General features: G+C 63.5%; 19 protein-coding genes. 12 read left to right on the top strand and 7 right to left on the bottom strand.

Going from position 1 to position 23,140, the window contains the following annotated elements:
• Positions 1-25: 25 nt before the first annotated feature.
• From ACIPOO_RS25620 to ACIPOO_RS25630, 3 genes are all read left to right on the top strand, one after another.
• Positions 26-2,281: an ATP-binding protein gene (locus ACIPOO_RS25620; protein ID WP_400610698.1), complete on the top strand. Its 2,256-nt coding sequence runs from the start codon at positions 26-28 to the stop codon at positions 2,279-2,281.
• A gap of 19 nt (positions 2,282-2,300) precedes the next feature.
• Positions 2,301-2,762, top strand: a complete 462-nt coding sequence (locus tag ACIPOO_RS25625) for a response regulator (RefSeq protein WP_274135799.1) — start codon at positions 2,301-2,303, stop codon at positions 2,760-2,762.
• A gap of 77 nt (positions 2,763-2,839) precedes the next feature.
• A complete protein-coding gene (locus ACIPOO_RS25630; protein ID WP_400610701.1) occupies positions 2,840-5,227 on the top strand; it encodes a response regulator in 2,388 nt (795 codons plus the stop codon).
• Between the two features lie 125 nt (positions 5,228-5,352).
• Here ACIPOO_RS25630 and ACIPOO_RS25635 read toward each other — a convergent pair whose 3' ends face one another.
• Both ACIPOO_RS25635 and ACIPOO_RS25640 read right to left on the bottom strand, forming a co-directional pair.
• Positions 5,353-5,694, bottom strand: a complete 342-nt coding sequence (locus ACIPOO_RS25635; protein ID WP_400610703.1) for an FKBP-type peptidyl-prolyl cis-trans isomerase — start codon at positions 5,692-5,694, stop codon at positions 5,353-5,355.
• 132 nt (positions 5,695-5,826) lie between these two features.
• Complete coding sequence (locus ACIPOO_RS25640) at positions 5,827-7,410, bottom strand: aldehyde dehydrogenase (NADP(+)) (protein ID WP_400610705.1); 1,584 nt, start codon at positions 7,408-7,410, stop codon at positions 5,827-5,829.
• 272 nt (positions 7,411-7,682) lie between these two features.
• Between ACIPOO_RS25640 and ACIPOO_RS25645 the strand changes: the two genes are divergently transcribed.
• Positions 7,683-8,123, top strand: coding sequence for a carboxymuconolactone decarboxylase family protein (locus tag ACIPOO_RS25645; RefSeq protein WP_274135795.1), 441 nt, complete (start codon positions 7,683-7,685; stop codon positions 8,121-8,123).
• A gap of 12 nt (positions 8,124-8,135) precedes the next feature.
• Here ACIPOO_RS25645 and ACIPOO_RS25650 read toward each other — a convergent pair whose 3' ends face one another.
• Positions 8,136-9,569 (bottom strand): PLP-dependent aminotransferase family protein, encoded by a 1,434-nt coding sequence (locus ACIPOO_RS25650; protein ID WP_400610707.1) that lies wholly within the window; start codon positions 9,567-9,569, stop codon positions 8,136-8,138.
• 216 nt (positions 9,570-9,785) lie between these two features.
• Between ACIPOO_RS25650 and ACIPOO_RS25655 the strand changes: the two genes are divergently transcribed.
• The 6 genes from ACIPOO_RS25655 (at position 9,786) to mnmH (ending at position 16,748) form a co-directional block, all read left to right on the top strand.
• On the top strand, positions 9,786-10,226 hold the full coding sequence (locus ACIPOO_RS25655; RefSeq protein WP_400610709.1) for a carboxymuconolactone decarboxylase family protein: 441 nt from the start codon (positions 9,786-9,788) through the stop codon (positions 10,224-10,226).
• Positions 10,227-10,440: 214 nt separating this feature from the next.
• Complete coding sequence (locus ACIPOO_RS25660) at positions 10,441-11,088, top strand: LysE family translocator (RefSeq protein ID WP_274135792.1); 648 nt, start codon at positions 10,441-10,443, stop codon at positions 11,086-11,088.
• A 108-nt stretch (positions 11,089-11,196) separates the two neighbouring features.
• On the top strand, positions 11,197-13,266 hold the full coding sequence (gene treS / locus ACIPOO_RS25665; RefSeq protein WP_400610712.1) for a maltose alpha-D-glucosyltransferase: 2,070 nt from the start codon (positions 11,197-11,199) through the stop codon (positions 13,264-13,266).
• 160 nt (positions 13,267-13,426) lie between these two features.
• The gene (locus ACIPOO_RS25670) at positions 13,427-14,569 is read left to right on the top strand and encodes an MFS transporter (protein ID WP_400610714.1); all 1,143 of its coding nucleotides are present in this window, start codon (positions 13,427-13,429) and stop codon (positions 14,567-14,569) included.
• Between the two features lie 44 nt (positions 14,570-14,613).
• The gene (selD, locus tag ACIPOO_RS25675) at positions 14,614-15,648 is read left to right on the top strand and encodes a selenide, water dikinase SelD (protein WP_400610716.1); all 1,035 of its coding nucleotides are present in this window, start codon (positions 14,614-14,616) and stop codon (positions 15,646-15,648) included.
• Entirely contained in the window at positions 15,648-16,748 is a 1,101-nt protein-coding gene (gene mnmH / locus ACIPOO_RS25680; protein WP_400610718.1) for a tRNA 2-selenouridine(34) synthase MnmH, read from the top strand. The genes selD and mnmH overlap by 1 nt, the downstream gene beginning before the upstream one ends.
• Before the next feature lie 133 nt (positions 16,749-16,881).
• Here mnmH and ACIPOO_RS25685 read toward each other — a convergent pair whose 3' ends face one another.
• Positions 16,882-17,937 carry a permease gene (locus ACIPOO_RS25685; protein ID WP_400610720.1) on the bottom strand — a complete coding sequence of 352 codons (1,056 nt, stop codon included), beginning with the start codon at positions 17,935-17,937 and terminating at the stop codon, positions 16,882-16,884.
• 186 nt (positions 17,938-18,123) lie between these two features.
• Between ACIPOO_RS25685 and ACIPOO_RS25690 the strand changes: the two genes are divergently transcribed.
• A complete protein-coding gene (locus tag ACIPOO_RS25690) occupies positions 18,124-19,233 on the top strand; it encodes a DUF2817 domain-containing protein (RefSeq protein ID WP_400610722.1) in 1,110 nt (369 codons plus the stop codon).
• 241 nt (positions 19,234-19,474) lie between these two features.
• Here the strand turns inward: ACIPOO_RS25690 and ACIPOO_RS25695 are convergent, their stop codons facing one another.
• The 3 genes from ACIPOO_RS25695 to ACIPOO_RS25705 form a co-directional block, all read right to left on the bottom strand.
• Positions 19,475-20,317, bottom strand: coding sequence for an NAD-dependent protein deacetylase (locus tag ACIPOO_RS25695; RefSeq protein WP_400610724.1), 843 nt, complete (start codon positions 20,315-20,317; stop codon positions 19,475-19,477).
• Positions 20,318-20,497: 180 nt separating this feature from the next.
• Positions 20,498-21,322 carry an HDOD domain-containing protein gene (locus tag ACIPOO_RS25700; RefSeq protein ID WP_400610726.1) on the bottom strand — a complete coding sequence of 275 codons (825 nt, stop codon included), beginning with the start codon at positions 21,320-21,322 and terminating at the stop codon, positions 20,498-20,500.
• A gap of 107 nt (positions 21,323-21,429) precedes the next feature.
• Positions 21,430-21,825 (bottom strand): VOC family protein, encoded by a 396-nt coding sequence (locus ACIPOO_RS25705; RefSeq protein ID WP_400610728.1) that lies wholly within the window; start codon positions 21,823-21,825, stop codon positions 21,430-21,432.
• Positions 21,826-22,085: 260 nt separating this feature from the next.
• On the opposite strand from ACIPOO_RS25705, the gene ACIPOO_RS25710 reads away from it, so the two are divergent.
• Positions 22,086-23,105, top strand: coding sequence for a branched-chain amino acid aminotransferase (locus tag ACIPOO_RS25710; RefSeq protein ID WP_274133417.1), 1,020 nt, complete (start codon positions 22,086-22,088; stop codon positions 23,103-23,105).
• The last annotated feature ends 35 nt before the right edge of the window (positions 23,106-23,140 follow it).

Below are 23,140 nucleotides of genomic sequence, written 5' to 3' on the forward strand. Positions count from 1 at the left end.
GCCGGATGGTGAAGGAGACCCCGTTTTGACCCTTAGCCAGGAACTTCACCAAAGCGCAATCGATAACTGCGCCCGTGAGCCCATCCAGATTCCCGGCAGCATCCAGCCGCAAGGTTTTCTGCTGGTCATCGACGAAGCGAGCATGACCGTCGCCCAGGTCAGCGCCAACGTCATGACCTGGCTGGGGCTTGAGCCGCAGGCGTTGATCGGCGCCGGCCTTGCCGACGTGTTCGAGGATTGCGAGCACTTGCTCGAACGCCTGGCCGCACTGCATGACGATGACCAGAATCCGTTTCATGTCGGCGATGTGAAGTTTCGCAGCGGCGGCCGCGCTGGCCAGCCGGTTGCGATGATGGCGCACCGGCACGACCGGGTACTGATTGCCGAGTTCGAGCCTTCAGGGGACATGACCTCGGCCTACGGCAATGTCTACCCGCTGATGCGCACCTTCATCAGCCAGATGAACGAGGCCGAAAGCATCGACCAGCTCTGTCAGCGGTCGGTGGCGCAGGTCAAGCGCATCACGGGATTTGGCCGGGTCAAGGCCTATCGGTTCGATGGCGAGGGTAACGGCCTGGTCAACGCCGAACTCGCCGATGCGGATTACCCGAGCTACCTGGGCCTGAGCTTTCCGGCCACCGACATTCCAGCCCAGGCACGCGCCCTCTACGTGGCCAACCGGATCCGGGTCATCGAAGACGCCAACTACCAGGCATCGCCACTGGTGCCGGTGCACAACCCTGTCACAGGGGCGCCGCTGGACCTCAGTTTCGCGACCCTGCGCAGCGTGTCGCCGGTGCACCTCCAGTACATGCGCAACATGCAGACCCTGGCGTCGATGTCGATTTCCATCGTGGTGCGCGGCCAGTTGTGGGGGCTGATTTCCTGCCATCACGCATTGCCGCGTTCGGTCAGTTTCCAGACCCGCACCGCCTGCGAATTGCTGGGCAGTGTGCTGTCCCTGCAGATCGAAACCAAGGAAGCCCAGGCCAAGACCCAGCGCATGTTGAGCCTGCGCCGGCAGATCGTGCAGATGCTGGCGGCCATGGCTGACCTTGACAGCGTGATCGGCGGCCTGCGTTCGATGCCCGACGTGCTGCTGGCATTCGTCGGCGCGACGGGCGCGGCGGTGATTTCCGAATCAACGCTGGATGTCTACGGCGACACGCCCGACCGCGAGCAGATCAAGGCCCTGACCCAATGGTTGAGCGAGCGTGACTCCCACGAGGTGTTCCAGTCCGACAACGTTGGCCGCGACATCCCGCAGTTGCCGCAACTGAGCCAGTCGGTCAGCGGCGTGCTGGCGATGGCGATTTCCGAGCTGCATTCGAACTACATCATCTGGTTCCGTCCCGAGCAGACCCGGGTCGTGAACTGGGCGGGCAAGCCTGAAAAATCCGTCGATGATTCAGGCACCTTGAGCCCCCGTCACAGCTTCGCCCTGTGGCAGGAAACCGTGCGCGGCTTCTCGCGCCCCTGGGACGAACTGGACACCGAGGGCGTGGTCGAACTGCGCGCGGCGGTGCTGGGTATCGTGCTGCGCAAGGCCGAGGAAATGGCCGCGCTGGCCGAAGAACTGGAGAAATCCAACAAGGAGCTTGAAGCCTTCTCCTACAGCGTGTCCCATGATCTGCGTGCGCCTCTGCGGCACATCGCAGGCTACGCCGAGTTGCTGGGTGACATCGAAGGCAGCAAGCTGTCCGACCGTGGCGTGCGCTTTCTGGAGAACATTGGCGAGTCGGCGCGCTTTGCCGGCACCCTGGTGGACAACCTGCTGAGCTTCTCGCAGATGGGCCGCTCGGCGATGCGCTACTCGCAAGTCGACCTCAACGCGATGGTCGATGCGATCCGCCGGGAGATGCAGCCCGACTACGAAGGCCGCAATCTGACCTGGAGCATTCCCGAGCCCTTGCCCGTGGTGATCGCCGATGCCGCGTTCCTGCACCTGGCGATGCGCAACCTGCTGTCCAACGCCATCAAGTACAGCCGCAATGAGTCCGCGGCCCTGATCGAGGTCGGCAGCTACGAGGAAGACGGCCAGGAGGTGTTGTATATCCGCGACAACGGCGTGGGTTTCGACATGCAGTACGCCGGTAAACTGTTCGGCGTGTTCCAGCGCCTGCACCGTATGGAAGAATTCGAAGGCACCGGCATCGGCCTGGCCAGCGTGCGGCGGATCATCGAGCGCCATGACGGCACGGTCTGGGCCCACAGTGAGCCCGGCCAGGGCGCCACTTTTTATGTATCGCTGCCCAAGCGCAGCCTGACTGTATCCCTTTGAGTGTCTAAGGAGACGCCCAATGCTCAAACCCATTCTTCTGGTCGAAGACAACCCCAACGACCTGGAGCTGACCCTGGTAGCCCTCGAGCGCAGCCAGCTTGCCAACGAAGTGATTGTTCTGCGTGACGGTGCCGAGGCGCTGGATTACCTGTTCCGACGCAACCAGCATCAGGACCGTGCGGCAGGCAACCCGGCGGTGCTGTTGCTCGACCTCAAGCTGCCCAAACTCGACGGGCTCGAAGTGCTCAAGGCCATCCGCGAGAGTGACGATCTGCGCAGTATTCCGGTGGTCATGCTGACCTCCTCGCGTGAGGAGCCAGACCTGCAACGGGCCTACTCTTTAGGAGTGAACGCTTACGTGGTCAAGCCGGTCGAATTCAAGGAATTCGTCTCGGCAATCTCCGATCTCGGGGTTTTCTGGGCCGTTCTCAACGAGCCGCCGCCAGGCTCACTGCGGTTGACGCGCCGTCCGGGGTCCTGATCGGTTTACCTGATTGGGCTATGCCGCCTGCGCAAGACCGGGCGGCACGGACCGATTCACTCTATTGACGACTATTCATGCCGCTACCGCTCCTCAAACTGCTGTTGGTCGAAGACAGCCCGCACGACGCCGAACTGACGTTGCTGACCCTGGAAAGCAGCGGTCTGACAATCGACGCCACCCTGGTGTATACGCACCAGGACGTGGAGCGCGAGTTGCTGGCCCAGGACTTTGACCTGATCCTGAGCGACTATCTGTTACCGGGCTCGTCCGGCGGCGAGGTGCTGAACACGGCGCTGCGGTTGTCGCCACAGACGCCTTTCATCTTTCTGTCCGGTATTTTCGGCGAGCAGCACGCGGTCGAGATGATGCGCATGGGCGCCATCGACTACGTGCTCAAGCAGAACCTGAAAATGCTGCCCAAGGCGGTCAATCGCGCCGTCTCCGAAGTCCGCGAGCGGGAAAAGCGCCTGCGCGCCGAGCAGACCCTGCAGGACGCCGAAGTGCGCGCCCATCTGGCGATCGAAGCGGCGGACATGGGCGTCTGGACCTACGATCCGCGTACCGAAACCCTGTTCTGGGACGAGCGCTGCAAGACCCTGTACGACTTGCCTCCCGAGGCGCAGGTCAGCATGGCGTTCATGTTCTCCCGTTGCCATCCCGACGACCGCGACCTGCTGCAGAGCAAGGTCATGGCCGCGCTGACTGCCGACACCGGCTTTCAGATCGAGCATCGCCTGGTGACCGACGGCGCCGAGGAGCGCTGGGTGTTTTCCAACGGGCGCTCGCTGTTCGAGGACGGCAAGTGCGTGCGCTTCACTGGCGTCATGCAGGACATCAGCGAGCGCAAGCGCACCTCCCAGGCGCTGCTGCAACTCAATGAAATCCTCAGTGAGCGCGTGGTACAGCGCACCCGTGAGCGCGACCGCACCTGGGAGCTGTCCCGGGAATTGCTGGGCGTATTGCGCCTGGACATGACGCCGATTGCCCTGAACCCGGCCTGGGAAGCGACGCTGGGCTTCAAGCGTGCGGGATTCACGGCACAGGGGCTGTGCGATTTGATTCACCCGGATGACCTCGCTGCGACGTTGCGCGAGACCGCCAGTGTTGCCGAGGGCAACGTCACCACCCGCTTCGTCAATCGCATGCGCCATGCAGAGGGCGGCTATCGCTGGCTGTCCTGGACCATCGTGCCGGACGAGGGCCTGATGTACGCCGCAGTGCGCGACATCACCAGCGAGCGCGCGGTGATGGACGAACTGGCGGCGACCAACAAACGTTTGCGTGACCAGATTCGCGAACGCGAACGGGTCGAGGCGGCCTTGCAGCAGATGCAGCGTCTTGAGGTAGTGGGGCAACTGACCGCAGGCGTCGCCCACGACTTCAACAACCTGCTGACGGTGATCCTGACCAGCGCCAACTTTCTCACTCGCGACCTGGAAAAGGGCGTGTTCACCAAATCGCCCCAGCGTCTGCAGAACATTCGCGAAGCCGGTGAGCGCGGGGCCAAGCTGACCAGCCAGTTACTGTCGTTCTCCCGGCGTCAGCGCCTGGAGCCAGTGGCGTTGAACCTCAACGACACCATCGCCGGAATGCGCGAACTGCTGGGGCGGGCCCTGGGAGGCAGCGTCTGGGTCGAAACCAGCCTGGCCGATGACCTGTGGAGCGCGCTGGTCGATCCGACCCAGACCGAGATGATCATCCTCAACCTTGCGATCAACGCCCGGGACGCCATGGCATCGGGCGGGCAACTGCGCCTGAGCACCTGGAACCAGATCGTCTATCGCCTGCCGCAGCGGCCTGAAGACCCTGATCCGGGTGCCTACGTGGTGCTGTCGGTCAGCGATTCGGGCTGCGGCATGAGCGAGGAGGTGCTGGCCAAGGCCTTCGAACCCTTCTTCACCACCAAGGCCGTGGGCAAGGGTTCAGGGCTGGGGCTGGCCCAGGTGTTCGGTTTCGCCAAGCAGTCCGGCGGCGGGGTGAGCATCGACACCGCCCAGGATGCCGGCACCACCATCAAGGTCTACCTGCCGAGCATTGCGCAGACCGCCGTGCCGGTCATCAGCCAGTCGGACATGCCCGGCCACGCCGAGCCCGACGACCTGCACCGCACCATCCTGCTGGTGGACGACGACCCCGACGTGCGCTCGGTGACCTCGATGATGCTCAGCTCCCTGGGCTACTCGGTGGTAGAGGCCGACAGCGGCCACGACGCATTGAAGAAAATCGACAGCGGGATCGACCTGGTGCTCACCGACTTCGCCATGCCCAACATGACCGGCGCCGAACTGTCCGATCTGCTCAAGCGCGATCGCCCGGAATTGCCGGTGATGTTCATCACCGGTTTCGCCGACATCGACATCCTCGACGTCGACCAGCAATTGATCGTGCAGAAGCCGTACAAGGAAGAAGAGTTGGCGCGCAAACTGGCGCGGGTGTTGGCGCGGGTGGGTGTGGCAAGCTGAAGGGCGATGGCGTCAATGAGTCCGCCCCCGCCGGCAAGCCGTGCTGCTACGGTGGTGCGTACGACATCAACCCCGTAGCAGCACGGCTTGCCGGCGGGGGCGATTGTGAGGGCGACGCAGGTGCGTCAATCCTCCCGCGTCAGCACTTCCAGCAGCTCAATCTCGAAAATCAGGTTCGAATGAGGCTTGATGTGCGCGCCCATCGACCGTTCGCCGTAGGCCAGTTGCGCGGGAACCAGCAGCTTGCGTTTGCCGCCGACCTTCATCCCCATCAGGCCCTGATCCCAGCCCTTGATCACCCGCCCGGTGCCAATCACGCACTGGAACGGCTTGCCCCGTTCCCAAGAGGAATCGAACACGGTGCCGTCTTCCAGGGTGCCGGTGTACTGCGTGGTAATCAGCGCGCCCTTGACCGCCGCTTTTCCGGTGCCTTCTTCAAGGTCGATGATCTGTAATTCGTCGTTCATGGTCTCGGTTCCGTGGAAACTTGAGCAGGCGGCGATGCTAAAGGCGCCTGCCCGCGCTGGCAATCGCCCATGAAAAAACGGCGCGCCCGGTCGAGGACGCGCCGTTTTCATTTCAGCGCCGCACAACGTTCATCAAGCGATGACGTCGGTGCTCCATTCGCCGTTGACCAGGCGCTTGAGGCCCAGCGGGTTGGCGTTTTGCAGCGCGGCCGGCAGCAGGCTGTCCGGGTAGTTCTGGTAGCACACCGGACGCAGGAAGCGGTCGATGGCCAAGGTGCCGACCGAAGTGCCGCGGGCGTCGGAAGTGGCCGGGTACGGGCCGCCGTGGACCATCGCATCGCAGACTTCGACGCCAGTCGGGTAACCGTTGACCAGAATACGGCCAACTTTCTCTTCCAGCACCGGCACCAGCCACTGGTACTTCTGCAGGTCGGCGGTTTCACCGATCAGGGTCGCGGTCAGTTGACCACGCAGGGCCTGCAGGGCGGCCTTGAGCTGGGCGTCGTCGGCCACTTCGATCAGCAGCGTGGTCGGGCCGAACACTTCTTCCTGCAGCAGTTCGTCGCCGTTGAGCAGCATGCTCACGTCAGCCTTGAACAGCTGCGCCTGAGCCTGACGGCCTTCCTGCGGTTTGCCGGCCAGGTGCGTGACGCTCGGGTGCGCCAGCAGTTTCTGTACGCCTTTGCTGTAGCTGCGCAGGCCGCCTTCGTTGAGCATGGTTTGCGGCGCCTGGCCACCCATGTGCTCTTTGAGTTGCTCGGTGAATGCAGTCAGGGCAGGGGAAGCGATACCGATCACAACGCCTGGGTTGGTGCAGAACTGACCAGCACCCATGACCACCGAAGCCGCCAGCTCGCCAGCGATGGCTGCGCCGCGGGCCGACAAGGCGCCAGGCAACAGAACCACCGGGTTGATGCTGGACATCTCGGCGAATACCGGGATGGGCTCAGGACGGTTGGCCGCCAGTTTGCACAGGGCGTCGCCGCCGTGCAGCGAACCGGTGAAGCCGACAGCCTTGATGGCCGGGTGCTTGACCAGGCCTTCACCCACGCCGCTGCCGAAGATCATGTTGAACACGCCTTTGGGCATGCCGGTTTTTTCGGCAGCGCGCACGATGGCCTGGCCAACCAGATCGGCCGTGGCCATGTGGCCGCTGTGGGCCTTGACCACGACCGGGCAACCGGCGGCCAGGGCAGAAGCAGTGTCACCGCCGGCGGTGGAGAAGGCCAGCGGGAAGTTGCTGGCGCCGAACACGGCGACCGGACCGACGCCCAGACGCTGCTGGCGCAGGTCGACGCGTGGCAGTGGCTTGCGCTCTGGCAGGGCCAGGTCGATGCGGGCACCCAGGAAGTCGCCGCGACGCAGCACCTTGGCGAACAGACGCATCTGGCCGCTGGTACGACCACGCTCACCCTGGATACGGCCGGCCGGCAGTGCAGTTTCCTGGCAGACCAGCGCCACGAAATCATCGCCCAGGGCGTCCAGTTCGTCGGCGATAGCGTCAAGGAACTCGGCGCGACGGGCAGGGCTCAACTGACGGAATTCGCCGAATGCCTCTTTGGCAGCCAGCGCAGCGGCATCGATCTCGCCGTCGGTGGCCTGGTGAAAGGCGTAGGGCAGGGCTTCGCCAGTGGTGGCATCGAGGCTCTTGTGGCGCGCTTCGCCGAGGCCGCTGCGGGCGCCGCCGATGAAGTTCTGGCCGAGAACGTTAGGCATCTGCTTCTCCTGTTATTGTTGGATCGTATCGATCAGGCGCGGGCCTGAAAGGGAATCGGTGAGTGTGCATGAAGCGTGGCGACAATGACCATGCTGTGATGGACATTGCAAAGTTGACAGTCATCATACAACTGCATTTTTCTGCCCGCAACCGCTGTCCGAATCTTGCGACCGACGCGGCATTGGCTTCCCGATCTTTCAAGGTATTGGTTATTGGGCAGGCCACGTGGCAGGCATAAGCTGGCAGCCTGACTCTTATTGCGAACCTGGCCATGACATCCCGAATCGACTATCACCAAGCCTCGCCCGTGGCGATGAAGGCGATGCAGGCGCTGGAGCAGGCGGTCAACCGCTTGCCGCTGGATGCGACGCTGGCGGCGCTGGTCAAGCTGCGGACCTCGCAGCTCAATGGCTGTGCCTGGTCGGTGGATCGCTTCACCCATGAGGCGAGCCTGCAGGGTGAGTCGGAACGCAAGCTCTATGCGGTGGCCGTCTGGCGCGAGTCGCCGCTGTTCAGCGATCGCGAACGGGCCGCCCTGGGCTGGACCGAGGTGGTGACCCGCATTGCCCACACCCACGCACCGGACAGCGACTATGCCTGGCTATCCGAGCATTTCAGCGAAAGCGAGCGGGTGGACCTGACGCTGCTGATCTCCACGGTCAATAGCTGGAACCGCCTGACGGTCAGCTTCGGCCAGCGCCTGGAAGGCTGATCGCCAACCTCATCAACTGATCTGCACCAGCAGATCGCGCAAGCGGTCCATGGCCGGGTCGATGTCCAGCGTCTCGATGGCGCCGAATCCCAGAATCAGGCCGTCCCGGGGCGGTGTATCGCTGTAGAAGCCGGTCAGCGGATACAGGCCGATTTCCACCTTGCGCGCCAGTTCGATCAGTAGCGGCAGGTTGATCGGCACCTTGAACATCACCGCCATGTGAAAGCCTGCGGTGGACGGGATGGCTTCGAGCCAGGGTGCAAGGTCACCGGAGAATCGGGCCAGGATGCGGTCCCGGCGGCTGGCGTAGATGCTGTGGCAGCGGCGGATGTGCTTGTTGAGCAAGCCCTCGCTGATGAATTTGGCCAGCGCCCATTGCGGCAGGGTGCTGGTGTGCCAGTCGGTCAGTTGCTTGGCCTTGATCACGGCTTCCAGAATCGCCTTGGGCAGTACCGCATAGCCCAGCCGCAGTTCGGGCAGCAGGGTCTTGGAAAAGGTGCCGACGTAGGCGACCACGCCGAACTGATCCATGCTCTGCAGCGAATCGGTAGGGCGGCCTTCGTAGCGGAATTCGCTGTCGTAGTCGTCCTCGATGATGATCGCGCCGATGCGCCGGGCTTTCTCCAGCAGGGCCTCGCGCCGCGCCACGCTCATGGGCATGCCCAGTGGCATCTGGTGCGACGGCGTGACGTAGATGGCGTGGGCGTTTTCGGGGATCTGATCGACGATGATGCCTTCGGCGTCCAGCGGCACGCCGACCACATTGGCGCCCTGGGCTGCGAACAGCAGACGCGCCGGGGTGTAGCCGGGGTCTTCCATGGCCACGGTGCAACCGGGTTCCAGCAAGACCCGCGCGATGAGGTCCAGCGCCTGCTGCACGCCGTTGCACACCACCACATCCTCGGCCACGCAACGAACGCCGCGAGAGAACGCGATGTGTCCGGCAATGGCGCTGCGCAACGACGGCAGGCCCTCCGGCTGGCTATAGAACCCCCGTGCCTGGGACATCTGGCGCAGGGCGTACTGGGTGCAGCGGCGCCATTCGTCGTGGGGGAACTGGGTCTTGGCGGTGGCGCCGCCAATGAAGTCGCAGCGCAGGGTGCCTTCCAGTGTGGGGTGTCGCAGCGGCAGGGAGATGTTCGCCCACTTCTTCACCAGCGCAAGGCTGGCCAGGTCCGATGTGATCTGCTGGCGCTGGGTGGTGCGGCTCAGGGTGTTGACGAAGGTGCCGCTGCCGATCTTGCCCACCAGGTAGTTTTCATACGTCAGGCGGCTGTAGGTGTCGGATATGGTCTTGCGCGAAAGCCCCAGTTGCGCGGCCAGCAGGCGGCTCGGCGGCAATTGCACGCCTGCGGCCAGGCGCCCGGATTCGATGCTGTCGCGCAGTTGCTCATACACCTGGTTCGCCAGGTCCTTGCGGCCCTGAATGACAATATGAAGTTCCACGAACGGCTCCTGAACAGACAGGGCTCTGTTGGCCCATGCTCGAGAATTCTAGCCAGCGCTCGGGAAGGCGGGATAGCTGCGCACTGAAAAAAACCCGGATTGGCCTATTGGCGGGGCTGTTCGATTGGTCTGCTGCGAATTCGGGGGATTGGGCGTGGTGACAGGCTGCCTGCGGGCCTAGATTGAGACTCCGGGAAACTCACTCAGGACCGCGCCGTGCAACCACGTCTGGACTATTACACCGCATCCCCCGCAGCGCTCAAGGCGTTGATGCTGCTTGAGGCGGCGAACTTCGACCTGGGTGTCGACAAGCCCTTGATGGAACTGGTCAAACTGCGGGTTTCGCAACTCAACGACTGCGCCTTCTGCGCCGACATGCACGCCACCGAAGCGCGCAAGAACGGCGAAAGCGACCGGCGCCTGCACAGCCTGGTGGTGTGGCAGGACTCGACGCTGTTCAGCGAACGCGAGCGCCTGGCGCTGGCCTGGTGCGATGCGGTGACCTTGCTGGACCGGCCGGTGATGGCAGGGGATCTTTATGACCGGCTTTGCGCCGAGTTCAGCGAAAGGGAAGTGGTGGACCTGACGGTCGGCATTGCCACCATCAACTGCTGGAACCGCATGGCCACCAGCTTTCGCAAGCAACCGGCGGCCTGAGCGTCGCCCCCGGGGTCACCCTCAATCTCTGTGGGAGCTGGCTTGCCAGCGAAAGCGTCGGGGCAGGGCCATCGAGGTCGCCTGACACACCGCATTCGCGGGCAAGCCCGCTCCCACAGATGGCTGGATTTCACCATCGTGCCGGTCGGCAAAACCCGCCGGACCCGCTATCCTGCGCGCTTTCTTTCCACCGACAGCTCGACGGATACCCAACATGGAGTTTACCAGCGGCTTTTTACTGAGCCTTTCCCTGTGCCTGGACATTGGCGTGGCCAACATCGCAATGATCACGCTGGCGATGCAACGCGGCTATCTGCAAGGCTTCTGGTTGGGGCTGGGGACCTGTTTCGGCGATCTGTTCTATGCGATCCTGGCGCTGGCCGGCATGACCGTGCTGCTGCAATACGAATGGGTGCGCTGGGCGCTCTGGCTCGGCGGATCGGTGCTGCTGATCGGTTTCGCGGTGAAAATGGTCATCTCGGCCCTGAGCAGCCACAACAATCTGGCACTGGCCGAAGACGCCGACAATCGCTCCGGCCTGCGCGAATTTTCACGCGGGGTCTTTTTGGCAGTGTCTTCGCCGACGGCCATCCTCTGGTTCGCAGCCGTCGGCGGTACGCTCATCTCCCGGGCGGGCGGCCACGGCAGCCTGAGTACGGCGTTCTTTCTTTCCGGTTTCTTCAGCGCAGGCGTGGCCTGGTGCGTGTTCATCTGCTTTGCGGCCAGCCACGGCGGCAGGTTGCTGGGTGACCGGCTGCTCAAGTATTCCTACTGGGTGTCGGCGGCGATCTTCTGCTATTTCGCGCTCTACGTGATCGGCTCGGGTTACCAGGAGTTCATCGTCAACGCAGCGCGGGGTTAAGACCCGGGCGCGGGCAACAAATCCGTTCTGGATGCAACGTTTACGTCCATGAGGGCTCATAGACATAAGCAACGGCGCAGACCCAATCGAGACGGAGCCCCAGATCCTATGACCACACCGGACAAGCAGTACGTGGAATGGCTGGTTGAGCAGTCGATGCTCAACGCCGCAAAGCAACGCGCAAAGCTCTACGGCGGCCAGGGACGGCTCTGGCAACGCCCCTACGCCCAGGCCCGGCCGCGAGACGCTTCGGCCATCGCTTCGGTGTGGTTCACCGCCTATCCGGCCTCTATCATCACCCGCGAAGGCGGCTCGGTCCTTGAGGCCCTGGGTGATGAAAAGCTCTGGCACGCGCTCTCGGAAATCGGCATCCAGGGCATCCACAACGGCCCGCTGAAAGCATCCGGCGGCTTGAAAGGGCGCCAGCGCACGCCGAGCATCGACGGCAACTTCGACCGCATCAGCTTCGAAGTGGACAGCGACCTTGGCACCGATGCGCAGTTTCTCAACCTCAGCCGCATCGCCGCCGCGCACAACGCGGTCATCGTTGACGACGTGATTCCGTCCCACACCGGCAAGGGCGCGGATTTCCGCCTGGCCGAACTGGCCTATGAGGATTATCCCGGCCTCTACCACATGGTGGAAATCCGCGAGGAAGACTGGCCATTGCTGCCCGAGGTGCCCGCCGGGCGCGATGCCGTCAACCTGCCGCCGGCCACGTGCGACATATTGCGCGACAAGCATTACATCGTCGGCCAGTTGCAGCGGGTGATCTTTTTCGAGCCCGGCGTCAAGGAAACCGACTGGAGCGCCACGCCGGTCATCACCGGGGTCGACGGCAAGAGCCGGCGCTGGGTGTACCTGCACTACTTCAAGGAAGGCCAGCCATCGCTGAACTGGCTGGACCCAAGCTTTGCCGCGCAGCAGATGATCATCGGCGACGCGCTGCATGCCATTGACGTGATGGGCGCGCGGGTGCTGCGCCTGGACGCCAACGGTTTCCTCGGGGTCGAGCGAAAGGCCGACGGCACGGCGTGGTCGGAAAGCCACCCGCTGGCGATCACCGGCAACCAGTTGCTGGCCGGAGCGATTCGCAAGGCTGGCGGGTTCAGCTTCCAGGAACTGAACCTGACCATCGACGACATCGCCGCCATGTCCCACGGCGGCGCGGACCTGTCCTATGACTTCATCACGCGGCCTGCCTACCAGCATGCGCTGCTGACCGGCCGCACCGAGTTCCTGCGCCTGATGCTGCGCCAGGTGCATGACTTCGGCATCGACCCGGCGTCGCTGATCCACGCCTTGCAGAACCACGACGAACTGACCCTGGAGCTGGTGCATTTCTGGACCCTGCACGCCCACGATCAGTACCTGTACATGGGCCAGACCTTCCCCGGCAACATCCTGCGCGAGCACATTCGCGAAGAGATGTACGAGCGCCTGGCCGGCGAGCACGCGCCGTACAACCTCAAGTTCGTCACCAACGGCGTGTCCTGCACCACGGCCAGCATCATCACTGCCGCGCTGGGGATTCGTGACCTGGACGCGATTACTCTGGCCGACATCCAGCAGGTCAAGCACATCCATCTGCTGCTGGTGATGTTCAACGCCATGCAGCCGGGCGTTTTCGCGCTATCAGGCTGGGACCTGGTGGGTGCCTTGCCGCTGGCGGCCGAGCAGGTCGAACACCTGATGGGCGATGGCGACACCCGCTGGATTCATCGCGGGGCCTACGACCTGGTGGACCTGGACCCCGACAGTCAGGTGTCCGCAGGGGGCATGCCACGGGCCAGGACGCTGTACGGCAGCCTGGAAGAGCAATTGCAGGTGCCCGATTCCTTTGCCTCGCAGTTGAAAAAGATCCTGGCGGTGCGCCGCGCCTACGACATCGCCGCCAGCCGGCAGATCCTTATCCCGGACGTCGAACACCCGGGGCTGCTGATCATGGTTCACGAACTGCCGGCCGGGAAGGGCACGCAGATCACCGCGCTCAACTTCAGCCCGGAAGCCATTGTCGAAACCCTGCACCTGCCCGGCATCGCCCCGGGGCCGGTGGTGGACATCATCAACGAGCGGGTCGAGGGCGACCTGACCGAGGAGGGCGAGTTCACCATTACCCTGGATGCCTACGAGGGGTTGGCGTTGCGGGTGGTGAGCATGGTCTCGCCGATGATGTAAGGTTAGAAACCACCACAACACCTGTAGGAGCGCGCTTGCCCGCGATTGCGGTGTGTCAATTGGTTGTTCAACGACTGACACACCGCAATCGCGGGCAAGCGCGCTCCTACAGGGAGTGGGTGGATCATGTTTTTTCATTCTTTCAGTAAGGCCTTGCCACTTGTCCATCGCCCAGCGCACCCCAACCCTCAACCACCTGTGGAGCTACCGCCTCACCTTCCTGCTCTCCGGCATGTCCCTGGGCGCATGGGCGCCGCTGGTGCCGTTCGCCCGAGAGCGAGCCGGGCTTGAAGAGACGCAGCTTGGCCTGTTGCTGCTGTGCTTCGGCCTGGGCTCGATGCTGGCGATGCCGCTGGCGGGGATGATGACCACGCGCAAGGGCTGCCGCTTCGTGGCGATCATTGGTGGCGTGCTGATCTGCGCGATGCTGCCGTTGCTCGCGACGCTCGATTCGTTCGTCACCCTTGCAATGGCGCTGGCATTGTTCGGCGCGGGGCTAGGCAGCATCGATGTGGCGATGAACGTGCAGGGGCTGATGGTCGAGCAGGACCACGGGCGGCCCATGATGTCCGGGTTTCACGGGCTGTTCAGCCTGGGCGGTATCGTCAGCGCCGCCCTGATGGGCGCGTTGCTGTGGAGCGGTGCATCGCCGCTGGTGGCGGTGCTGGTGGTAGTGGCGCTGGTCGGCGGAATGCTCGCCTGGCATGCGCGGCACCTGCTGCCCTACGGTGCCGATGATCCGTCGGCGCCCTTCGCCTGGCCATCGTTGCACATGGTGGGCATTGGCTTGCTGTGCTTCATCGCGCTGCTGGTCGAAGGCGCGATCCTGGACTGGAGCGCGGTCTTTCTGAACCGTGCCCACCAGATCGACCTGGCCCTTGCGGGTGCGGCCTACGCAGTGTTTTCCCTGACCATGGCTGCGGGCCGCTTCTGCGGTGATGCCTTGAGAAAGCGCTTCGGCGCGATGAAATTGCTGATCGGCGGCGGTGTGCTGGTGCTGGCCGGGTTCGCCATGGCGGTGCTGCTGCAACCCTGGCCGCTGTTCATGCTCGGTTTCGCCCTGATTGGCCTGGGCCTGTCCAATACGTTTCCGGTCTATGCTTCGGTGGCAGGCGCGCAGACCGTGGTGCCGGCAGGGCTGGCGATCGCCATCATCACCGGTATCGGCTACTGCGGCATTCTGCTGGGGCCGGCGCTGATCGGCTTTGCCGCACACTTCATCGGCTTGCGCGAGGCGCTGCTGTGCGTCGGCGCGCTGATGCTCGCGCAGGTACTCACGGCCCGGCGAATGACCCGGGGCTGACCGGCTCTGATAGACTTCAGCGCCTTGAAACTCAGGGGGCTCCCATGAACGACACGGTTCGTCTTACCCAGTACAGCCACGGCGCCGGTTGCGGCTGCAAGATCTCGCCCAAAGTCCTGGAAACCATCCTGGCCGGCAGCGGCGCGCAAAACCTCGACCCGCGCCTGTGGGTCGGCAATGCCTCGCGCGATGACGCGGCGGTCTATGCCATCGATGACGAAAAAGGCGTGGTGTCCACCACGGACTTCTTCATGCCCATCGTCGACGATCCGTTCGATTTCGGCCGCATTGCCGCGACCAACGCCATCAGCGACATCTACGCCATGGGCGGCGATCCGCTGATGGCCATCGCCATTCTCGGCTGGCCGGTGAACGTGCTGGCCCCGGAAATTGCCCGTGAAGTGATTCGCGGCGGCCGCGCAGTGTGCGACGCGGCGGGCATCCCGTTGGCGGGCGGCCATTCCATCGATGCACCCGAGCCGATCTTCGGCCTGGCCGTGACGGGCCTGGTGGAAAAACGCTTCATGAAGCGCAACGACACCGCCACGGTTGGCAGCAAGCTGTTCCTGACCAAGCCCCTGGGCATCGGCATCCTCACCACCGCCGAGAAAAAAGGTCTGCTGCGCGACGAAGACGCAGGCCTGGCCCGCGATGTGATGTGCACGCTGAACAAACCGGGGGCGCGTTTCTCAAGGCTGGCGGGCGTCACCGCGATGACCGACGTCACAGGTTTCGGCCTGTTGGGGCATCTGGTGGAAATGGCCGACGGCAGCCAGTTGACCGCACGCCTGAACGCGGCGGCGGTGCCGCGTCTGGGCAGCGTCGATTTCTATATCGAGCAGCAGTGCATCCCCGGCGGCACCCACCGTAACTTCGACAGCTACGGCGAGCGCATCGGCGCGCTGAGCGAGGCGCAGAAACTGTTGCTGTGCGATCCGCAGACCAGCGGCGGCCTGCTGGTTGCCGTGGAGCCTGCCGAGGAGCCGGCGTTCCTGGCGCTGGCCGAAGAACTGGGCTTGGCCCTTGCGCCCATCGGCGAGCTGGTCGAGCGACAGCGACTCGCCGTCGAGGTGTTCTGATGCGCGACAACAGCGCTCATTTTCGCGACATCTTCCTGCACGACGTGCCCATGATGGATGTGCGCGCCCCGGTCGAGTTCACCAAGGGGGCGTTTCCGGGCGTGATCAACCTGCCGCTGATGAACGACATCGAGCGGCAGAAGGTCGGCACTGCCTACAAACAGGAAGGGCAGCAGGCGGCCATCGAGCTGGGTCACAAGCTGGTCAGTGGCGAACTCAAGCAGGTGCGTATCGAAGCCTGGGCCGAGTTTACCCGTCAGCATCCCGAGGGCTTTCTGTATTGCTTTCGCGGCGGCTTGCGCTCGCAGATCACCCAGCAGTGGCTCAAGGGCGAGGCGGGCATCGAGTACCCGCGGGTCATTGGTGGCTACAAGGCGCTGCGTAACTTCTTGATCGGCGTCACCGAACAGGCTGTGGCCGAATGCGATTTCGTGCTGATCGGTGGCATGACCGGCACCGGCAAGACCGAGGTGCTGCAACGCCTGGACAACGGGCTGGACCTCGAAGGTCACGCCAACCATCGCGGTTCGAGCTTCGGCAAACACGCAACGCCGCAGCCGGGGCAGATCGATTTCGAAAACCGGCTCTCGATCGACATTCTCAAGAAGCGCGCAAGGCACCGGCATCAGTTCGTGATCGAAGACGAAGGCCGCATCGTCGGCAGCCGCGCCGTGCCGCTTGCGTTGTACCGCACCATGCAGGCCGCGCCGATGGTGTGGCTCGAAGACAGTTTTGAAGGCAGGGTCGAGCGGATTCTCAAGGATTATGTGATTGATCTGTGCGCCGAGTTCATTGTCGTGCAGGGGCTTGAGAGCGGATTTGCGGGGTACGCCGAGCGTCTCAAACAGAGCCTGGTGAGCATCACCCGGCGCCTGGGTGGCGAGCGCTACCAGCGGCTGGCGGCGATCATGGACAGCGCGTTGCAAGAGCAGGAACGCAGTGGGGATGTCGAGCAGCACCGCGCCTGGATCAGCGCCATGCTGGGCGAATACTACGACCCGATGTACGCCTACCAGCGCGACAACAAACACCCGCGAATCGAATTCGCCGGCGATCAGCAGGCCATCGTGGAGTACCTGCAACACCGCCGCGCTCCGTAGCCCCCCAACTCCTGTGGGAGCGAGCTTGCTCGCGAATACGCAGGGTCAGTCAATTCAGATTTGACTGTACTGACGCCTTCGCGAGCAAGCTCGCTCCCACAGGGTGCCCGTACGCGGCAGTGATGGGTTCACATCACAACACCGCCGCCCCAACCAGCCCGCTGACCACACCGATAACCATGGTCAACACACCCACCACCACCAGCACCCTGGTGTCGAAGGATTTGCGCAGCATCAAGAGCGACGGCAGGCTCACGCTCGGCAGGGTCATCAGCAGCGCCACCGCAGGTGCCGTGCCCAGGCCCAGAGTCATCAGCGTCTGCACGATGGGGATTTCAGCCGCGGTCGGAATCACGAACAGCGTGCCCACGATGGCCAGCGGCACCAGCCACAGCAGGCTGTTGCCCATGGCGCCGTCCACGTGGGGGAACAGCCAGACCCGCGCCGCGCCCAGCACCAGAACCGCCAGCACGTAGATCGGGATGGTGGTCCAGAACAACTGCCACAGGGTCCTGGCCCAACGGCTGAGCAAGCTGCCCTGATCGGCGGCTTCCGCTTCAGCCACCGCTTCCACGGCCTCTTCAGGCAAGGCTTCGGGGCGCGAGATGCGCTGGGCCACCAGCGACACACCCACCACCAGCACTACGCCCGCCACCAGCCGCAGCGCGGTAAAACCCCAGCCCAGCACGAAACCCATGAACACCAGGGTCGCGGGGTTGAGCACCGGGTTGGCGATCCAGAACGCCAGCGCCGCACCGACCGAGACGTTCTGCTTGCGCAGGCCCGCCGCCACTGGCGCCGCACAGCAACTGCACATCATGCCGGGCAGGGCGAACAGGCCGCCGCGCACTGTCGAGCCCAGCCCTGCACGGCCAAACAGGCGCAGCAGCCAGTCACGAGGGATCAGCACCTGCAGCAGCGAGCCGAGAATCACCGCCAGCACGGCCGCCTTCCAGATCGCCAGGAAGTACACCTGCGCATAGGCCAGGGCCGCCATCCATGGGTTGGCCGGGTTGTCATTGATGATCGAGCCGCCGATGTTGTGGGTGTCGGCGGCGACGAAGGACTTCAGGTAATACGGCGACCATTTCACGTAGTACAGGCCGATGGCGGCCACCAGCAGAAACACCAGCGGTTTCCACCAGAAAGACCAGCCTCGACGTTCGGAGGTGAGTGGTAGTGTGGACATGGTGAGGTACCGGGCAATAAACGAAGGGGCGCGATGATACGCTTTCGTTTTGCAGTGTAGTAGTTGTTGCAAATTGTGTCGGAGAGGGCCTGTTTCGAGGTGTTCAGGGTGCTTGCCGAGGCGGCGGGGGTGGGGCAGCATGTCGCTTCGACCTGCGCTGTACAGTCCCAAGTCCTAGAGGTTTCAATGAGCTCTTTTTTCCCGCAAAGGCCTTCCTACAGTCAATTGCGCGAGCGCTTTCTCCGCGCCGCCCAGGCCGCTGGCGCGCTATTGACCGAGTACGTCCATCCGCTTGCAGGCCCCTTCGGTGAAACCCTGGCCACTGACGTCGCGTGGCTCGGCGATCCTGATGCGCGCAAGGTGCTGGTGGCGCTGAGCGGGACCCACGGCGTGGAAGGCTATTACGGCTCGGATTGCCAGAGCCGCTGGCTGGAAAGCCTCAAGGGGCGCGAGCTGCCTGAGGGCGTCGCGGTGCTGATGATCCACCTCATCAACCCCTGGGGCACGGCGTGGATGCGCCGGGTCAACGAAGACAACCTCGACCAGAACCGCAATTACCTGGACTTCAGCAAGCCGCTGCCTGACAACCGTGCCTACCAGGATGTCCACGCCATTTACGCCTGCGCGCAGTTGCAGGGTCCGCAGCGGGACAAGGCCGATGCTGCTTTCGAAGCAGCCATTTCGCAAATGGGTTGGCCGGGGCTGATGTCAGTGGTAGAGGCCGGGCAGTACGACTTTGCCGACGGGCTGTTCTACGGTGGACGCGAGCCGAGCTGGTCGAACCGGACCCTGCGCAGCATCGTTGCCGGGCACCTCAGTGGCGTTGAAGTGGCCGCCTGTTTCGACCTCCACACGGGCGCCGGGGATTATGGTCACCCGATGCTGATGAGTATCGTCGAGTCGGCCTATCCGGCGCTCGATGACGCCAAGGCGCTGTTCGGGCCCTGGCTGTTCACATTGATTACCGGGGCGGGGCAGGTCAGTGAGACCGGCGTTGCGGCCACCTCCACTGGCTACACCTCGCAGATGCTGCTCGACGCGCTGCCCGGCGTGCACCTGATGCCGTTCGTCATCGAATGCGGCACCTATCCGGGTGCAGAGGTGCACGGGCATCTGCGCGACGATCACTGGTTGCACATGCACGGCGACCCGCTGGATGAAACCGGTCGGCGGATCAAGCTGGGGTTGCTCGAGCAGTTCTACCCGGCGGACCCGGATTGGCAGGAAGTGGTGTGGCTGCGCACGCGACAGATCTGGGACAAGGCGCTGGCGGCATTGCTCACGATCAAGCCGTGAAGGTGGTCTGTGGGAGCGGGCTTGCCCGCGAAAGCGGCAGACCAGATGACTCGATGTCGAATGACACACCGACTTCGCGGGCAAGCCCGCTCCCACAGATGTCTGCCTGGTACAAAACGTTAGACATCCCTCAGCCCCGTAGCAGTCCGGCTTGCCGGCGTCAGCGATCTTGCGGCCGCCCCGCCGGCAAGCCGTGCTGCTACGGATCCGTGATCGGACATAAACCCCACGAACGCCTGCGTTACGCGATCATCCTCTGCCCCAACTCCGGCAACAGCACCTCGCACGACGCTGCAATCTTAAGATCCAGCAAATCATCGGCCCGGGTCTTGCCCAGGTTGATCGCCACCAACGGCTTGCCCTGATCGGCTATCGCCCGGCACAAGCGAAACGCCGAATAGGCCATCAGCGAGGTGCCCACGGCCAGCAGCCCGTCCGCTTGCTCTACCAGCGCCATGGCCCGGGCGGCAGTGGGTGGGGCGACGTTTTCGCCAAAGAACACCACGTCCGGTTTCATCCGCTGGCCGCCGCAGTGAGGGCAGTGCGGCACCTGAAAACGCTCCTCGAACGCCGGGTCCAGCAGGGTATCGCCATCAGGCGCCTGCACCGCGTCCACGCCCAGCAGGTACGGGTTTTGCTCAAGCAGGCTGTGCTGGATCAAATCCCGCTCGGTACGCTGACGGCAATCCAAGCACAGCACCCAGTGCAGGCTGCCGTGCAGCTCGATCACATCGGTGCTGCCTGCCTGGTCATGCAGGGTGTCGACGTTCTGGGTAATCACGCCGCTGATCAGGCCCTGCTGTTGCAACCGGGCGAGCGCCTGGTGGGCGGCGTTGGGTTGCGCGGCGCGTACCCGTGGCCAGCCGAGCATCGCCCGCGCCCAATAGCGCCGGCGGGCCTCGGGGGCATTGAGGAATTCCTGAAACATCATGGGCTGCCGCCCACGGCGCACGCCATCACTGTCGCGGTAATCGGGAATGCCCGAGGAGGTGCTGATCCCGGCACCGGTCAACACCACGAACCGTCGATCGGTCATCAGTTGCAGCAGGGATTCGACCGGGGAGTGGGCGGATGTATCGAACATGCGCGAGGCCTCGTCAGCGCGGTGGTGCGCTGATACTAGACGAGGTGATGCCATACACGAAACCCCGTAGCAGCACGGCTTGCCGGCGGGGGCGGTGTGTCAGTGAATACATCCTTCATAGATACACCGCTCCCGCCGGCAAGCCGTGCTGCTACGTGATTGGCGTGGAAGCTGGGGCGCTCAATTCAACAACTCGGCAAACGCCTTGTCCGCCTCCAGCACCGCTGGCAGGGCGGCGAACAGTGCGGTCAGATCGATACCCTCCATCAGCGGGCCATCAGCCGCCTGTTGCGCTTCAGGGGTTGCGCCGCCGTGGCTCTCCAGCGCATCGGAGATGGTCAGCGCCTGGGCCACGATCCGCGCCTGAGTGGCATCGCCAGGGGCCTGCATCGGGCGTGCCTGGTAGGCGATGGCGTGCTGGATGACCGCAGGCAGTTGCCAGCGCCGCGCAAGTTCCGCGCCGACTTCCGGGTAACCGAAGCCCAATTGCAGGGTCTCCAGCGCCGCACGGCTGGTGGTGCCGGTCCTGGTGGCCGCGTTGATGCGCTCGGCCACGGTCGGCGCGCCGGTCTGGATCAGCAACTCGCCGATGTCGTGCATGACCCCACAGGTAAAGGCGATTTCTGCATCGGCGCCGGACTGCTTGGCCAGCAGACGGCAGATCCCGGCCACTTGGAAGCTCTTGAGCCAGAAACCCTTGAGGTCAAAGCTGGGGCCTGCCTTGAACGCGCCGGTCACGGCTGATGCCAGCACCAGCGTGCGCAGGGTGTTGAACCCCAGGCGCATAGCGGCATCCTCGATGCTCGACGATTCCCGCGCCCCGCGAAAACGCGCGGAATTGGCAAGGCGCAGAATCTTCGCCGAAATCACTGGATCCTTCTGAATATTGCGCGCGATGCTTTCCAGATTCGACGAAGGGTTGTCGAATTGTTGAATCAGGTCCTGAGCCACTTTGGGAATGCTCGGAAGACTGCCCAGATCCGCGAAGAGTTGCTCGATACCCATGGCCTTGCTCCTGTTTCATGTGAATTACAACACGATAGGCAAGATTTGCGGATCTGCACGGGCAGTGTTCAGCTTTTGATACAGGCGGCGCAGATTGCCCGCTGGCCCTACAATGCGGCTTCGCGGAACTGCACCACATTGCCTTCAGGGTCGAACCCGTCGCAGGCCACGAAGCCGCGAGCCTTGAACTCGGCAGACGGCGCATCCACCTGGCCGCCCAGCGCTACGGCATCAGCCCGGGCCTGGGCCAGGCTTGGCACCGGGAATACCAGTTTGGTCGGCAGATCGACCCGGCGCTGGGGAGGGGTGGTGATGTCGAGACGATCTGCCACTGCCTTGGGGATACCGTGAATCACTAGTTGAAAGCTGTCCGACTCCAGCACGATCAGCCGTGTTTCAGTCACAGTCTGTGCCATGCCCAGCAGTTCGCTATAGAAGCGGGCAACTCGCGGCAGGTCCTTGGCAAACAGCACGGCGCCATGTTTCGGCAATTTTGCTGACATCATTTGTCTCCTTGACGTGATAAAGCGCCATTCTGCCCATCAATGCCGGCCCTGCGGAAGATGCTCGTTGCCGATGATCCAGGCCATGGGCACAGGATTCTTCAGATTAAGTGGCGAGAGGGCGGTTTGCCGGGCAAAAAATCAGTAATATGGCGAAACATCGGAACGGGCCGTGTCCTGTACCGGGCCTTCACGACCATATTGTAGAAACGCCAGCCCCTGCGCACGCCGGGCGCGCTGGCCAGGAAATAGAGGGTGTCATGGGTAACGAAAGCATTAACTGGGACAAGCTGGGTTTCGACTACATCAAGACCGACAAGCGTTTCCTGTCCGTCTGGCGTGATGGCCAGTGGGACAAGGGCACCCTGACCGAAGACAACGTGCTGCACATCAGCGAAGGTTCAACTGCGCTGCATTACGGCCAGCAGTGCTTCGAAGGCCTGAAGGCCTACCGCGCCAAAGACGGCTCGATTAACCTGTTCCGCCCGGACCAGAACGCCGCACGCATGCAGCGCAGCTGCTCGCGCCTGCTGATGCCCCACGTGCCGACTGACATGTTCATCGAGGCGTGCAAGGAAGTGGTCCGCGCCAACGAGCGTTTCATTCCGCCTTACGGCACCGGCGGCGCGCTGTACCTGCGTCCGTTCGTGATCGGCGTGGGTGACAACATCGGCGTGCGCACGGCCCCCGAGTTCATCTTCTCGGTGTTCTGCATCCCGGTTGGCCCGTACTTCAAAGGTGGCATGAAGCCGCACAACTTCGTGATTTCCAGCTTCGACCGCGCCGCGCCACAAGGTACCGGCGCCGCCAAGGTCGGTGGCAACTACGCCGCCAGCATGATGCCGGGCAGCGAAGCCAAGAAAAACGGCTTTGCCGACGCCATCTACCTGGACCCGCTGACCCACTCGAAGATCGAGGAAGTCGGTTCGGCCAACTTCTTCGGCATCACCCACGATGACCAGTTCATCACCCCGCGTTCGCCGTCGGTTCTGCCAGGCATCACTCGACTGTCGCTGATTGAACTGGCCGGAACCCGCCTGGGCCTGAAAGTCACCGAAGGCGAAGTCTTCATCGACAAACTGGACCAGTTCAAGGAAGCCGGCGCCTGCGGCACTGCGGCCGTAATCACGCCAATCGGCGGGATCAGCTACCAGGACAAGCTGCACGTGTTCCACAGCGAAACTGAAGTGGGTCCGGTGACCCAACGCCTGTACAAGGAACTGACCGGCATCCAGTTCGGCGACATCGAAGGACCGGCGGGCTGGGTCGTCAAGGTCTGAGCCTGACGGCACCTGCCACGCAACAAAAAACCACC

Origin of the sequence: Pseudomonas sp. NPDC090201 (genome assembly GCF_044746825.1) — a bacterium.
Lineage (GTDB): Bacteria > Pseudomonadota > Gammaproteobacteria > Pseudomonadales > Pseudomonadaceae > Aquipseudomonas > Aquipseudomonas putida_AD.

Coding starts and splice junctions, on each gene's coding strand:
- ACIPOO_RS25625 (WP_274135799.1), top strand. CDS start 2,301: ATGCTCAAACCCATTCTTCTGGTCGAAGACAACCCCAACGACCTGGAG.
- ACIPOO_RS25630 (WP_400610701.1), top strand. CDS start 2,840: ATGCCGCTACCGCTCCTCAAACTGCTGTTGGTCGAAGACAGCCCGCAC.
- ACIPOO_RS25635 (WP_400610703.1), bottom strand. CDS start 5,694: ATGAACGACGAATTACAGATCATCGACCTTGAAGAAGGCACCGGAAAA.
- ACIPOO_RS25640 (WP_400610705.1), bottom strand. CDS start 7,410: ATGCCTAACGTTCTCGGCCAGAACTTCATCGGCGGCGCCCGCAGCGGC.
- ACIPOO_RS25645 (WP_274135795.1), top strand. CDS start 7,683: ATGACATCCCGAATCGACTATCACCAAGCCTCGCCCGTGGCGATGAAG.
- ACIPOO_RS25660 (WP_274135792.1), top strand. CDS start 10,441: ATGGAGTTTACCAGCGGCTTTTTACTGAGCCTTTCCCTGTGCCTGGAC.
- treS (WP_400610712.1), top strand. CDS start 11,197: ATGACCACACCGGACAAGCAGTACGTGGAATGGCTGGTTGAGCAGTCG.
- selD (WP_400610716.1), top strand. CDS start 14,614: ATGAACGACACGGTTCGTCTTACCCAGTACAGCCACGGCGCCGGTTGC.
- mnmH (WP_400610718.1), top strand. CDS start 15,648: ATGCGCGACAACAGCGCTCATTTTCGCGACATCTTCCTGCACGACGTG.
- ACIPOO_RS25685 (WP_400610720.1), bottom strand. CDS start 17,937: ATGTCCACACTACCACTCACCTCCGAACGTCGAGGCTGGTCTTTCTGG.
- ACIPOO_RS25690 (WP_400610722.1), top strand. CDS start 18,124: ATGAGCTCTTTTTTCCCGCAAAGGCCTTCCTACAGTCAATTGCGCGAG.
- ACIPOO_RS25695 (WP_400610724.1), bottom strand. CDS start 20,317: ATGTTCGATACATCCGCCCACTCCCCGGTCGAATCCCTGCTGCAACTG.
- ACIPOO_RS25700 (WP_400610726.1), bottom strand. CDS start 21,322: ATGGGTATCGAGCAACTCTTCGCGGATCTGGGCAGTCTTCCGAGCATT.
- ACIPOO_RS25705 (WP_400610728.1), bottom strand. CDS start 21,825: ATGTCAGCAAAATTGCCGAAACATGGCGCCGTGCTGTTTGCCAAGGAC.
- ACIPOO_RS25710 (WP_274133417.1), top strand. CDS start 22,086: ATGGGTAACGAAAGCATTAACTGGGACAAGCTGGGTTTCGACTACATC.